Genomic DNA, 13,652 nt, shown 5'->3' on the forward strand with positions numbered 1-13,652 from the left:
GCACCTGCCAGTCCATCGTTTAATGCGCACTACCCGCAAGGAGCGTAACCATGCTCAAACGAACCTTACTCCTTCCCCTTATGCTTCTGCTGGGGATAGCCAATACCGCCTGTGCAGAAACCACCGCCAGCGAAGAAAAGCGCCCCAACATCCTGGTGATCTGGGGTGATGATGTGGGCATGTGGAATATCAGCGCCTACCATCGCGGCATGATGGGCGGCACCACCCCCAACATCGATCGCATCGCCAACGACGGCATGATCTTCATGGATCACTATGCCCAGGCCTCCTGCACTGCTGGCCGAGCAGCCTTCATCACCGGCCAGTACCCCATGCGTACCGGCCTGAGCACGGTGGGCCTGCCCGGCGCCGAGCAGGGCCTGCAGGCCAAGGATGTCACACTGGCACAGCTGCTCAAGGAAAAGGGATATGTCACCGGCCAGTTCGGCAAGAACCATCTCGGCGACCGTGACGAGCATCTGCCCACCGCCCACGGCTTCGATGAATTCTTCGGCATTCTCTATCACCTCAATGCCGGCGAATACGCAGAGCAGGTTGATTACCCCAAGAACCCCGAAAAATACAACATGAAGCTGCGCGGCGTGACCCATTCCTGGGCTCAGGAAGATGGCAGCCAGAAGATTGAAGATCTTGGCCCCTTTGGTCGTGAGCGTCAGCGCACTCTGGATCAGGAAGTACTGGAACAGAGCCAGCGCTTCATCAAGGATGCAGTGGAGGCCGACAAGCCTTTCTTCGTGTGGCATAACACCACCCGCATGCATTACCGCACCAACCTGACCAAGGACTATGACGGCAAAAGCGGGTATGGCATTTACGCCGACGGCATGATGGAAATGGACGATGATGTGGGCGCCCTGCTGGATCAGCTGGAAGAGCTGGGCGTGGCCGACAACACCATCATCATGTTCTCCACCGATAACGGTGCCGCATCCAACTCCTGGCCGGATGGAGGCAATCAGCCGTTCCACGGTGAGAAAGGTGTCGGTGGCTGGGAAGGTGGCTTCCGTGTGCCCATGCTGGTGAAGTGGAAAGATCATATTCCTGCCGGCGTTTCCACCGGGGAATTCATGACCATGGAAGACTGGCTGCCGACCTTCATGTCCTGGGTCGGCGAACCGGATCTGAAAGAAGCGCTGCTCAAGGGCAAGAAAGTGGGCGGCAAGAAGTACAAGGTCCATCTGGATGGTTACGACCAGAGCGACTTGCTGTTGAACAAGGGCAAGACCAAGCGCAAGGAGTTCTACTATTTCACTGAGACCACCTTCCACGGTCTACGCTATGGCGACTGGAAACTGTTGTTCATCGATCAGGAAGAATGGTTCCGCGGCCAGCAGGTTCCGCTGACTTCACCCTTCATCATCAACCTCAAGCAGGACCCTTTCGAGCGCTTTATCCATTCCCGTGGCTATGATGAGTGGGCCGAAAACCGCAGCTGGATTCTTGGCCCCGCGGCAGCTCAGATCGGGCAGTTCGTGCAGTCCTTCAAGGACTTCCCGCCCACCCAGGAAAGCATGTCGGTTCAGGTCACTGACATTTCCAAAATGATCAGCGAGCAGTCCCACAGCCGTTAGCCTCTCTGCGGCCGCCACAGGCTGCACGCAACATGCAACACGAAAAACCTTCGCGCCAGGCATCCCTGGCGCGAAGGCGCCTCTGAATAACGCCTTGCGTGCTCAGCGTGCAAGGAGTTATTCAGAGGCCCCCTAAGTCGAGAAGGCTTTCGCGGTGGAACCACCGCTCCCACAGAACACATCCACACGCTCGACTGCCATTCCCCTTTCCCCGACAGGTCTGTAATACTGGTTTTCTGATTCGTCTTTCATTACCAGGTTCGTTCATGTCCAAGCGCAAGGCGCAGCGCCACAAGAAGCAAACCAACAGCTCACCCAATGCAGAGCCAACAGATAACGGCATGAAGGTGTCGCCCCTACAGAAAGGTCTGCTGCTGGTGGCACTGCTGGCGCTGGCAGGCGTCATCATGGTGTCAGTACTGCCCCGGGATTTTTTCGCTTCCGATAGCTCCACCACGTCAAACAAGCCTGCAACGACTCCGTCGGATAAACCCCTGCCGCCGCAAGCCAGCTTTACCGGCGCAGCCCATTGTGGCCAGTGTCACCAAAACGAAGTGGAAGACTGGCAGGGCTCGCATCATGATCTGGCCATGCAACCGGTGAACAGCGAAACGGTGCTTGGCGATTTTTCCGATACCACCTTTACTGCCGACGGCGTGCGCAGCCAGTTCTTCCGCGATGGCAACGACTTCAAGGTGCGCACCGATGGCCCTGACGGCTCGTTGCAGACCTACACCCTGCGCTACACTTTCGGCGCCGATCCGCTTCAACAATATCTGGTGGAGTTTCCCGGCGGCCGACTGCAGGTACTGGGCATTGCCTGGGACAGTCGCGCAGCCGAAGAGGGCGGTCAGCGCTGGTTCCAGCTTTACCCGGATCAGGGCGTGAATCACGAGCACCGCCTGCACTGGACCCAGCGCTCACAGAACTGGAACTTCATGTGCGCCGAGTGCCACTCCACCCATCTTGAAAAAAACTACAACCCGGTAGATGACAGCTACGCCACTACCTGGTCCGATATCGATGTCACCTGCGAAGCCTGCCATGGCCCTGCCTCCAACCATTTGTTGTGGAGTGATCCACAGCAGCGAGCGCAGTACGATTTCGGTGACACCCTTGGACTCACCCATCTTTTTCAGGAAAGGGACGGCGTGAAATGGCAGCGCAGTGCCAACAACAAACCGGTGCGCAGCCACCCTCTCACCACTGAAACCGAGATCCAGGCCTGCGCCGCCTGCCACTCCCGTCGCTCGCAACCCTTCGAAGATGACCGTACCGGCCAACCGCTGATGGACAGCTTCCTGCCCGCTACTCTGGATGAGGGCCTCTATCATGCCGATGGCCAGGTGGACGATGAAGTGTTCGTCTACGGCTCCTTCGTGCAGAGCCTGATGTATGACAAGGGGGTTACCTGCAGCGACTGCCACAACCCACACAGCCTTGAACTCAAAGCTGACGGCAACAATCTGTGCCTGCAATGTCATGAACCTGTCTATGGCACACCGGAGCATCATTTCCATGAACAAAACGGGCAAGGCAGCCAGTGTGTGGACTGCCATATGCCAGCGAAAACCTTCATGCAGGTGGACGCCCGTCGCGATCACAGTTTCCAGATTCCGCGCCCGGATCTGAGCGAGGCATTGGCCACACCCAATGCCTGCAACCAGTGCCATACCGAGCAGGACGCCAGCTGGGCCAAAGATAAACTGCAGCAGTGGTACGGGCATCTGCCACAAGGACATCAACAGTTTGCCGGGATACTGCATGCCGCTCGCCAGGGTGAAGCATCCGTACGTGATCTCACCGGCCTTCTCGGCAACCCCGGCCAGCCGGATATTGCCCGCGCCACCGCCGCACGTCTGCTGGCACCGCAACTCACTGGTGAGGCAGTACAGGCCCTGGCGCGAGCACTCAACAATGACAACCCGCAGATTCGTCAGGCCGCCATCACCTCATTGCAGCCGCTGCCCCTCAATCAACGTTGGCCCCTGCTCAGCCCCTTGCTGAGCGATTCGCACAGGGTGGTGCGCATTACTGCAGCCGAAGCTCTGGCGGACGTGCCGGTCAATGAGGTGCCAGCTGCCCTGCAGCGCCCGCTGATGAATGCCTTCAATGAGTTCGAGCAGGCCCAGACACACAATGCCGACACCCCCGGCGCACAAGTGAAACTGGGCAACTTCCTGCTGGCACAGGGTTACCCCGACCGGGCTGAACAGGCTTATCAACAAGCATTGAAACTGGATCCACACTGGACCGCTGCCTACGTCAACATGGCAGATCTTTACCGCAGCCATGGCAACGATGAGGCGGGTGAACAATTGCTTCAACAAGGCCTCAAGCTGCAACCGGTACAACCGGACCTGTTGTTCGCCTTGGGTCTATTGAAAGTCCGCCAGCAGCAATATCAGGCCGCCCTGCCATACCTGCACGACGCAGCCAAAGGGCAGCCACAGAACAGCCGCTACCAGTATGTCTATGCAGTGGCACTGGACAGTGTGGGGCAGCGAGACAAGGCTGTGGCGTGGCTGAAGCAGGCAAGAACCTCGCCGGAGATTGAGCAGTTGTTGGCGCAGTGGGAGGGATGAGCGAGCTACGAGCTATCAGAATTGTGTTTACCCGATAACTGCCATCACTGCGAAGCCGCTGTAGGAGCTCTCTGTGCTCGTCAGGGTCTGCCTGCAAGCGATCCGAGCTTTAGCGGGTTATAATAGTATCGAGTTTCGAGAAGAGAGTTTCGAAAGGCATAAACCCCTAAACTCGTATCTGGCCGCCGTTTTTGGATTTTCGAAACTCGTTACTCGTCACTCGCTTCTGGAATCCTTACCTGGCCGGGGATCGGATCGCTTGCAGGCATACCCTGACGAGCACAGAGAGCTCCTACAGCGGCATCCTGGATCGCCGCATCCCCATCCGTTACGAATGCACCCGGCCTGTGCGCTTGTGAAATTTAAAGCCTGTTGCGTAAAGCGTGCTGCATGTTGCGTCTATTAGCGCCCACAAAAAACCCGGCGATTTGCCGGGTTTTTTTGTGGGCGCTAAAAGACAATCACTTGATCATCTTCTTGATCATGTTCACCTTGTCCAGATACGGCGCGTAGCGCATCTTGATATCGAACAGGGTCGTCGCCTTGAGGATGCCGCGCTGATGGGAGAACACGTCGAACGAGCTCTTGCCGTGGTAAGCGCCCATGCCGCTCTCACCCACCCCGCCAAACGGCAGATTCGGGTTGGCCACGTGCATCACCGTGTTGTTGATACAACCACCACCGAACTGGGTGTTGGCCAACACGAACTGCTCCACATCCTTGCTTTCGGTGAACAGATAAAGTGCTAATGGATGCTCCGGCAACTTCTTGATGTTGCCGATCAACTCTTCCATAGAGGAGTACGTCAGCATGGGCAGTACCGGACCGAAGATTTCTTCCTGCATGACGGCATCATCCATGGTCACATCTTTGAGCAGGGTCGGGGCGATAAAACGCTGACGGGCATCGGTCTGACCACCCGCCAGCACCTTGCTCTTGTCGATCAGGCCAGCAACACGTTCGAAATGACGGTCGTTGATCATGCGGCCCAGATCCGGGCTCTGCAGCGGGCTATCGCCGAACCATTCCTTCAGGGTCGCCACCAACTCTTTCTCGAAGGCTTCCTTGATGTCCTTGTGAACATGCAGGTGATCCGGCGCCACGCAGGTCTGACCCACGTTCATCATCTTGCCTGCCAGGGTCCGGCGCGCAGCGATCTTCAGGTTGGCATCCTTGTGGATGATGGTCGGACTCTTGCCGCCCAGTTCCAGTGTCACCTTGGTCAGATGCTTTGCTGCAGCCGCCATGACAATACGGCCCACACGCGGGCTACCGGTAAAAAAGATGTGATCGAAGCGCTGCCCCAGCAGGGCATTGGTCACTTCGGTACTGCCCTTGAAGGTCGCCACAAACTCATCGTTGAAGCATTCCTTCATCATCTTCTCGACCACATTCGCTACAGAGGGGTTCAGGGAAGACGGCTTGAGCACTGCCGTGTTACCGGCAGCAATGGCACCGATCAGCGGTTGCACCAGCAGCAGGAAAGGATAGTTGTACGGCCCCATCAGCATGGTCACACCCTGAGGCACGGACTCAATGCGGCTACGACCCGGCTGTGCCCACAGAGTGGTCGCCACGCGTTTGGGTTTCATCCAGCTCTTGAGATGCTTGATGGTGTGCTTGAGATCCTCGTACGCGGTGCTGATTTCGATATAGGCTTCGAACTCCGGACGACCGATATCGGCTTTCAGTGCTTCCTGAATGTCAGTCTGGTACTTCACCAACGCACTTTTCAGCTTTTTCAGCTGCTGGATACGGAACTCATAGCTCCGGGTGGCACCGGATTCAAAATAACGGCGCTGTTTGGCGACCGCGTCTGCCGCCCAGTCCTGGGACTGATTGATGGTCTTGTCGTCGAGTACCGCACCCATGGTTTGCCTCCTTGATATGCCTGCAATCACTGCAATTGGAGACAGAGTGTTTCACGGGTATCAAAACCGCACCATGAGATTAGTTTCATTCAACTGACCAAAAACACCACATGGATAAATGGCAGCGGCAGTAAAAGAAACATCACTGATCATGCTGTATATTTTTGGCACGAATAGATTCCAACCAACGGTGTCTCCGCCATTCCGGAGTACACGGGGTCGGACTCATGGCAGGCGACACCCAATTCACTTAGTATCAGACAGACTCAGGCAGGTGGCTTCTACTCGTTCCCCGCTCAAACACGCATCAAGGCATGATGAATATGGATATTCTCCCTCTTTCACGCGTTCTGAAAAGCCTTGGCAGACCCGTGCTGGCCGTGCCGCTGGCTGCCGCCCTGTTCAGTGGCTGCGCCACCACAAACTCCGCAGACACCCCGGACACCCGTAGCGCCAACCCGCGTACGCTGGCGTCCCTGGCCCTGCCCGTGGACCAGCAGGCATGCTACGACCGTGACAGGGAGCCCTTCACCCCACTGGTGGACGCGCACTTTCACCCGCGCCCCTTTGGCGGTGCCGCCATTCCCCCGCAAAAACTGCACGCCATGCTGGAGTCCCAGGGGGTCCGTTTCGTGAATTACTTTGGCATCGGCCAGATCCTGGAAATGGATTCCGGCTGTAGCTACTACCTGGATTGTCCGGGCGTCACTGCCATGCCCAGCATCAAGAATGACTTCGTCAACGGCATGGAAACCGTGGCCTACCCCAGTGACAACCTGCACATCACCCTGTCGATGACGTTCATGGACCTGGCGCACCCGGACAACATCGTTGAACTGATCGAGCTTTACGATCGCGAGTATCCCGGCATGTTCAGCTGGAGCGGCGAGCTGAATGTGATGAAGCAGGCACTGCTGAAGAACAACCATGAGCCCGCCACCCTGGAGAGCATCGACCAGTGGGCGCCGTTCATGGCGGTGCTGGAAGAGCGCGGCATCCCCGTGACACTGCATTCGGACCTGGGCAACGATGCCAACCCCACCCAGTTCCTGCCACTGATGAAACATGTGCTGGAGACCTACCCCGACAACAAGATCGTCTGGGCACACATGGGACTGTCCAAGGAACTGAGCCACATGAACCCCAGACAACATGTGGCCATCATGAAGGAACTGCTGGACAGCTATCCGCACCTGATGCTGGATATCTCCTGGGACGTGCTCTACAACGAATATCATCAGTGGGGCGATATTTATGTGCCGTTCCTCAATGAATACTCCACCCGCATTCTCCCCGGCACGGACTTTGTCGCCGCTGGCTACAAGCCGGATGACCAGTACGCCAAAGAGCTGGACGTGACCAGCCGGGTGCTCAAGGTGCTGGATGACCAGGCCTTCCAGAATATCGCCTTGGGCGATAACTTCTTCCGTTTGATGGAGCTGGATTATCACGCCCCTACTGTCTGCCCGGCAGGCATCAACCGCTGATTAAGAAGGGACTCGGGAATGCGAAAATTAGCCACCTTTTCGGCAGCGCTCTGCGCCGCCACACTGGCATCCACTGCCGCAGCAGAAACCGGTTCGCCTAACGTGGAGCAACAGCTCCAGGAACTGAAAACACTGCGCCAAAACCTGGAACAGCAAAGCCAACAATTCGACCTGCGTATCCAGCAGCTGGAAACCGAACTGTATGGCGAAAGTGCAGCGTCTGCTGCCGCTCCCGCCGACAATCCTGGGCGCAGCCTTGGCTATCGTCCTGGCAAGGGCTTCAACCTGTTCAACTCGGATAGGGGTGAAGTGAATTTTGGAGTATTCAGCTATACTCGCTATCTCAATCAGAAAGATTTTGAGCGCACCTACACCAACAGTTTCGGCGCCACCTCGGACATTGATCCGCGCAATGATTTCCAGTTCCAGAAGGTCAACATCAGCTTCAAGGGGTGGATCTTCGATCCCAAGCTGAACTACCTGTTCTACACCTGGACCTCCAATACCAGCCAGGGCGACCCGGCCCAGGTGGTGGTGGCCGGCAACCTGAGTTACCACTTCAACCCTGCATTCAAGTTGTATGCGGGCATTGGATCCATGCCCTCCACCCGCTCCACCAACTACAGTTTCCCGAACTGGCTGAAGAACGACCATCGCACCCTTGCCGATGAGTTTTTCCGTGGTTCCTACACCACCGGCATCTGGGCCGAAGGCAAGATTGCTGACGGCTTGATGTACCGCGCCATGCTTGGCAATAACCTGAGCCAGTTGGGTGTTAGCGGTAACCAGCTCGATGACGGCCTCAACACGGCATCCGGTTCACTCTGGTGGATGCCCACTACCGGCGAGTTCGGCCCCGGCGAGGGCCTGGGGGATTATGAATTCCATGAGCAACTCGCCACTCGCTTCGGCGTTCACTTCACCCATAGCCGAGAGGATGCCCAGTCCCAACCGGGTACCAACTCATTCGAAAACTCCCAGATCCGGCTCTCTGACGGCACCCTGATCTTCCAGGCCAACCCGTTTGGTAATGGCAGTGCCATTAATCAGGCCACTTACCAGATGGCTGCCGCCAATGCCGGCTTCAAATACCGTGGCTGGTTCCTCGAGGCTGAGTACTATCATCGCTGGGTAGACAAGTTTGATGCCACCGGCCCACTTCCAGTGAATGAACTGGATGACAAGGGCTATCAGGTTCAGGCGGCCATGATGGCCATTCCCAAGGTACTGCAACCCTATGTGGCCTATTCGGAAATCCAGGGCGAATACGGCACCCCCCATGATCTGAGCGTGGGTTTCAACTGGTTCCCGTTCAAGCGCAAGGAGTTCCGTTTCAACGTGCAGGGGCTGTACCTGAAAGATTCTCCGGTGGGCTACAGCAGTGTGCCCTTCCAGGTGGGGGCCAACGGCTGGGCCTTTACTACGGATATGGTATTGGCGTTCTAGATAGGCAAAGCACTTGCCAATGCTGCTGCGGGAGCCTGCCAGCAGGCGATCCGAGCGACCGCGAGGAAAGCGTTTCGAGTAGCGAGCAACGAGTACCGAAAGACAAAAACAACACCGGATCCTGCGCCCGGATTTTTGATTTTCGTTACCCGAAACTCGTCACTCGCAACTGGTTTCCCTTACCTCGCAAAGGTCCGGATCGCCAGGCGCCGGTCTACATTACACCCGCAGGTACTTGGCCGCCTTGGTGTCAGCCTTTTTTGCCAACGGTTTCAGCTCGGCAATTTTCTTGCAGACTTCGTCGCATTCTTCCTTGCTCAACGCATGCCCTTCCACAGCCTTGTGCAGCTGAGCCATGTAGTTGTCGAGCACCGAAATCACCGATAGATGGATCACCGGCGCGATAGAGGGTTTTACCTGTTTCGGCTTCTGCTGACGGTGTGCCTGCTCCCAACGTTTCTCAAATTCCTTATGACTCAATGACATCGTTCTCTCCTTGTTCAGAATGTCAGCTTGTTGACGCTGATGCTGTTCAGACCCAGTTCACCACCGGTAATGCCTTCCATCGCCACTGGCAGACTGATGTCGTTGATGGACACGTTACCCAACTCCGCAGCCAACTTCGCATCCTTGAGGGTCATGCTGCCCACATTCAGGTGCACCTTGGGGATCACGGCAATGGTGACCTTGAGAATACCCAGATTCACCGACAGGGATTTCTCTGACGCCTCGGCATCCGCGGCGAACGCCGCACTGGTTGCTTCCGGCATGCTGATCGCCGGGATCGAAACATTCTGCAACGCAGCCCCCGGCAGATTGAGGGTGCCCGTCGGCGCCGCCCGGTTGATGCGCAGCGCCTCGCTGTCAGCGGCCGGGACGGTCAACGAGCTGAGGGTCAGATCACCCACGCCCATCCCGGTAATGGACAAACCCGTACTGGGCAGACCCAGCTTGTCCAGACGCACACCGGCGATTTCCAGCGCGCCGAGATCCAGCTGATTGATGGGCTGCATCTCGGCCACCAGACCGGGGATATCGATGGCCGGGATTTGCAGGTCGATATCACCCAGATCCGGTATGGTGATGGTGCCCAGATCCACCGGAATATCGATGCTGCCCAGGTCCTCTCTGCCGTCCCAGCTACCGATCCAACCCAGATCGATTTTCCAGTCCAGCCGAAAACCCAGCTCCACCAGGGTTCTCACCTGGTTCAGCACCGCCGTGGCGTTATCCACACTGGCTGACGAATTCGTCACCTTCAGCGTGCCGATGCTGGCACTGCCCAGCGTGACCTTTTCTACCTTGAGATTGGACAGGGTGCCCGAATCCACACTGACCTGGTCGATGGCGATCTTGCGGGATACCTGGGCACCGAGCAGGCCCAGGCGGGTAAGCAGATCCCGTGAAACGGGCAGGGATTCCAACAGACTGTCCGGCGACAGCCGTTCCTTGAGTGACATGATGTTGCCTCCTGGCTTGTTGTAAGTGCACACACTCCTGTGCGTCACAGGCAACATAAACCTGAGGGCCGTTCACTAATATGCTTCAAAGGTACCAATTTTCAGGAATGTGACATCCGTTGCAGCCTGCACCTCACGCCATCAGAAGGTATACTTGGCAACCTTTGAACAACCGAGGGAAGCCGACGCCATGCCGTCCTTTGATATTGTTTCCGAAATCGATGAAGTGGCCCTGCGCCATGCTGTGGAAAATGCCAACCGAGATCTGAGCAACCGCTTTGACTTCCGCGGGGTAGAGGCCAGCATTGAGCAGAAAGGGCTCACTGTGACCCTGAAAACCGTCTCTGATTTTCAGGTACAGCAGCTGGAAGATATCTTTGCCAAAGCTGCGGTCAAGCAGGGTATCAGTGCGGCCGGCGCCGACCGCCCTGAAAAACCGGAACACAGCGGCAAGACTTTTTCACTGACCCTGACGTTCAAGCAAGGCCTCGACCAGCCCACCGCCAAACAGATCGTGAAAATGATCAAGGATGCCAAGCTGAAAGTGCAGGCTTCCATTCAGGGCGAGCAGGTTCGCGTCAACGGCAAGAAACGGGACGATCTGCAGGAAGCCATCGCCTTGCTAAAAGCGTCCAAGCTGGAAATTCCCCTGCAGTTCAATAACTTCAGAAACTAGAAAAAAGCTACAAGCTAAAACGCGATTGAAGCGGTGAGTAGCTGAAACGCAAGAGGCCGCACCTGGAACAGGGCGCGGCCTCTTGCGGTTTGAGGCGCGCTTGGCGGTTTTTGTAGGAGCCCATGCTTGCATGGCGATTGGCACTGTCCACCCTCGGACAGAACAGATTCCAGAGCCTTCCCAAACGTTTCTTTGCAAACGGGAATGCCGCGCAAAACGCAACGTTGTCGCAGAGCACCGCTCGAGGTACGAACCTCAAGCAGTTCTAGTACATTTGTTGTCGAAACGACTTATCGAAACAGCGTCTTCACTGGCATAAAACTGGTTATTTCTTGATGTAGCTAACCATGTCGATGAACAGCAGGGATGACAAGGAAACCGGGACGATAATGTCCCTGTATGACAGAAACAGAATTCACTTTTTTATCCCCCTTCGCTCTGCTAGCGTTGCCGCAGACTGACATACAACAAGGATAACGAATGATTGCCGACCTGACAGGCGCTCACAAGCGCATGACATTACTCTGGTTTTCGGTGCTCAGCGCACCGCTACTGATTGGCATTGCTCTCACTGCCATGGTGATGGTGGGAGGTTATACGGCGCCGGCGATGCTCTTGCCTGAGGAACAATTGCGCACCGCGGCATTGGGGGCCATGGCGCTGATGCTGATCTGCTCGCGTCCGTTGCGAAATATCATTCTCTCTCCCTCCGCTATCGCGGCACGGCCATTACAAGGCGCAGCAACCGATAGTGATGCCAACACATCCGCCATCGGCAAAACCCAGGCCAGCATGTTCATGCTGCTTGGCATGCTGGATGCGGTCTCCATGATCGTGGTCGCACTGTGTCTGATACAGGCAGATTATCAACTGGCGCTGCTGAACGGGACCTATACCCTGGTGCTTGCCGTTATCGCCAAACCCGACTTTGCTACGCTGATCAGGGAGACGGTGTCGCAATTGCACAGGGCATAGCGTTTTCAATAACGGGAAACCATTGTCGCGGGGCAAAGGTATCGAGTTGCGAGAAGCGAGTTTCGAAAACCCAAAGCTGAGATCAGTTTCCCAAGGCTTTTCTCGACTCGCCACTCGTTACCCTCGTCTACTTGCTACTTTTTCTTGCCTCCTCCTTTTCCGCCACCCTTACCGGAACCACCGCCATCCGTGGCGCCGCCATCACATTGACCAGGCTTGTGCAGCTGGATATTGCCGCGCGCCAGAGTGCCACCTTCGTCATAGGTGCCTGAATTAATCATCAGGCTATCGTTGACGCCGGGCTCACCGCGATCTGCCACCGTTACCGTGCAGGTGCTGTTATTGGTGCCGGTGCAGTTATAGACCAGCCGGCGAGTTACCTCATCGACCAGGGTATAGTCAGACACACTGCTTCCCTTGATATGAGGGCCATCACTGCGGTGATCCACCGCATTGAAATGGCCACTCAATCCGTTGGGCTTCAGACCACCCACCATACCGAAGGAAATCTTGCCGCCGGCCACCTCCAGCTGGCCGCCACCCGTCACGAAATCTTTCACTGGACAGACATAGGTATCGCCGCAAGTAATACCGGCCTTGGTATGGCTGATGATCACATCGGCAGACACCAGTTGATCAAGCCCAAGATCCAGCAGTCCCAGCACGGGCTCACCATCGCTCAGCAACGTCACATGCAATGCATTGGTTTCAATGGTATTGCCGGAGAGAATCTGCTCATTGATGATCACGCTGGCCACGCCGGGAATGCTGACGGTCTGGTTAGGCTCACCGGAGACGGTGATGTCCTGGCCATTGATCACCAACTGGGCGATATGTGAATTGCCCTGCGGACCGTCTGACTGGCACTGGGTAGAAGAGTTGGCCTGCAGCACCGATGCCGAAATAGTCAGGGCATCCATCACTGACAACTCCAGCCCGACTACGGTGGCACTGGCATGGGTAAGATCGCCACTCCCGGTGACAGAGCTTGAGAGGATACTCACACCCAGATCGACCAGGCCGGTATTCACCGATTCACTGATGCCATCTTCCAGCATGCCGCCCGAGGGAGGTAGCTGGCCGGTATCGCTGAGGACAATCTTTGTTTCTCCGAGAAGAAAGGTATTGAGCGTGATGTCTACCGCAGTGGCGTCACCACTGTAAGTAGTTGTCTGACTGCCGCCACCTTTACCTGAAGGTGGCCCTTTGGCCTGGGAAATGGAAGGGATAGCCAACACCATTGCTGTCATCAGTGGTAGTAGCCAAAGCGTTTTTAAAACCAATTGAAAGCGTCGCATCTTGCACCTCCTTATGCTGGGGAGCCTGGGCACATTTCCTTTATGCTCTGGCTCTTCGGTATCCCAAGGCGGCACTTAACGCGCGCAACAGAACGGGCAACATGGCGGTGCAAGGCACACAGGGTCAGCCCGAGCAAATAGTAAACTCCTGTTTTGAGAACGGTGCATCCGGCATTTTCATAACCACTACAATTCGCTAAACCGCGCAGCAATTCATAAAGAAAGCGTCGTAAAACGGTATGCAGTAATGCGCCTCGCTGCG

10 protein-coding genes are annotated in these 13,652 nt (G+C 56.4%); 6 read left to right on the forward strand and 4 right to left on the reverse strand.

Annotation, left to right across the window (positions count from 1 at the left end):
• The first annotated feature begins 50 nt into the window (after window positions 1–50).
• Window positions 51–1,592, forward strand: coding sequence for an arylsulfatase (locus tag GFN93_RS02000; RefSeq protein WP_208993709.1), 1,542 nt, complete (start codon window positions 51–53; stop codon window positions 1,590–1,592).
• A 266-nt stretch (window positions 1,593–1,858) separates the two neighbouring features.
• Window positions 1,859–4,177, forward strand: a complete 2,319-nt coding sequence (locus GFN93_RS02005; protein WP_153498755.1) for a tetratricopeptide repeat protein — start codon at window positions 1,859–1,861, stop codon at window positions 4,175–4,177.
• A gap of 461 nt (window positions 4,178–4,638) precedes the next feature.
• Here GFN93_RS02005 and GFN93_RS02010 read toward each other — a convergent pair whose 3' ends face one another.
• Window positions 4,639–6,048, reverse strand: coding sequence for an aldehyde dehydrogenase (locus tag GFN93_RS02010; RefSeq protein WP_153498756.1), 1,410 nt, complete (start codon window positions 6,046–6,048; stop codon window positions 4,639–4,641).
• Window positions 6,049–6,371: 323 nt separating this feature from the next.
• On the opposite strand from GFN93_RS02010, the gene GFN93_RS02015 reads away from it, so the two are divergent.
• Together GFN93_RS02015 and GFN93_RS02020 are read left to right on the forward strand one after the other, a co-directional pair.
• Window positions 6,372–7,535, forward strand: a complete 1,164-nt coding sequence (locus GFN93_RS02015) for an amidohydrolase family protein (RefSeq protein WP_153498757.1) — start codon at window positions 6,372–6,374, stop codon at window positions 7,533–7,535.
• 18 nt (window positions 7,536–7,553) lie between these two features.
• Window positions 7,554–8,981 (forward strand): hypothetical protein, encoded by a 1,428-nt coding sequence (locus tag GFN93_RS02020; protein ID WP_153498758.1) that lies wholly within the window; start codon window positions 7,554–7,556, stop codon window positions 8,979–8,981.
• A 219-nt stretch (window positions 8,982–9,200) separates the two neighbouring features.
• On the opposite strand, the gene GFN93_RS02025 is transcribed toward GFN93_RS02020, so the two are convergent.
• Together GFN93_RS02025 and GFN93_RS02030 are read right to left on the reverse strand one after the other, a co-directional pair.
• Complete coding sequence (locus GFN93_RS02025) at window positions 9,201–9,467, reverse strand: hypothetical protein (RefSeq protein ID WP_153498759.1); 267 nt, start codon at window positions 9,465–9,467, stop codon at window positions 9,201–9,203.
• Between the two features lie 14 nt (window positions 9,468–9,481).
• Window positions 9,482–10,441: a hypothetical protein gene (locus GFN93_RS02030; protein ID WP_153498760.1), complete on the reverse strand. Its 960-nt coding sequence runs from the start codon at window positions 10,439–10,441 to the stop codon at window positions 9,482–9,484.
• A 190-nt stretch (window positions 10,442–10,631) separates the two neighbouring features.
• On the opposite strand from GFN93_RS02030, the gene GFN93_RS02035 reads away from it, so the two are divergent.
• A complete protein-coding gene (locus tag GFN93_RS02035; RefSeq protein ID WP_153501777.1) occupies window positions 10,632–11,117 on the forward strand; it encodes a YajQ family cyclic di-GMP-binding protein in 486 nt (161 codons plus the stop codon).
• Between the two features lie 480 nt (window positions 11,118–11,597).
• Entirely contained in the window at window positions 11,598–12,092 is a 495-nt protein-coding gene (locus GFN93_RS02040; RefSeq protein ID WP_235901621.1) for a hypothetical protein, read from the forward strand.
• Between the two features lie 134 nt (window positions 12,093–12,226).
• Here the strand turns inward: GFN93_RS02040 and GFN93_RS02045 are convergent, their stop codons facing one another.
• On the reverse strand, window positions 12,227–13,390 hold the full coding sequence (locus GFN93_RS02045; RefSeq protein ID WP_153498761.1) for a choice-of-anchor P family protein: 1,164 nt from the start codon (window positions 13,388–13,390) through the stop codon (window positions 12,227–12,229).
• Window positions 13,391–13,652: the final 262 nt, after the last annotated feature.

This window comes from Alcanivorax sediminis (genome assembly GCF_009601165.1).
GTDB classification, from domain to species: Bacteria; Pseudomonadota; Gammaproteobacteria; order Pseudomonadales; family Alcanivoracaceae; genus Alcanivorax; species Alcanivorax sediminis.

Coding starts and splice junctions, on each gene's coding strand:
- GFN93_RS02005 (WP_153498755.1), top strand. CDS start 1,859: ATGTCCAAGCGCAAGGCGCAGCGCCACAAGAAGCAAACCAACAGCTCA.
- GFN93_RS02020 (WP_153498758.1), top strand. CDS start 7,554: ATGCGAAAATTAGCCACCTTTTCGGCAGCGCTCTGCGCCGCCACACTG.
- GFN93_RS02015 (WP_153498757.1), top strand. CDS start 6,372: ATGGATATTCTCCCTCTTTCACGCGTTCTGAAAAGCCTTGGCAGACCC.
- GFN93_RS02010 (WP_153498756.1), bottom strand. CDS start 6,048: ATGGGTGCGGTACTCGACGACAAGACCATCAATCAGTCCCAGGACTGG.
- GFN93_RS02030 (WP_153498760.1), bottom strand. CDS start 10,441: ATGTCACTCAAGGAACGGCTGTCGCCGGACAGTCTGTTGGAATCCCTG.
- GFN93_RS02040 (WP_235901621.1), top strand. CDS start 11,598: ATGATTGCCGACCTGACAGGCGCTCACAAGCGCATGACATTACTCTGG.
- GFN93_RS02025 (WP_153498759.1), bottom strand. CDS start 9,467: ATGTCATTGAGTCATAAGGAATTTGAGAAACGTTGGGAGCAGGCACAC.
- GFN93_RS02035 (WP_153501777.1), top strand. CDS start 10,632: ATGCCGTCCTTTGATATTGTTTCCGAAATCGATGAAGTGGCCCTGCGC.
- GFN93_RS02045 (WP_153498761.1), bottom strand. CDS start 13,390: ATGCGACGCTTTCAATTGGTTTTAAAAACGCTTTGGCTACTACCACTG.
- GFN93_RS02000 (WP_208993709.1), top strand. CDS start 51: ATGCTCAAACGAACCTTACTCCTTCCCCTTATGCTTCTGCTGGGGATA.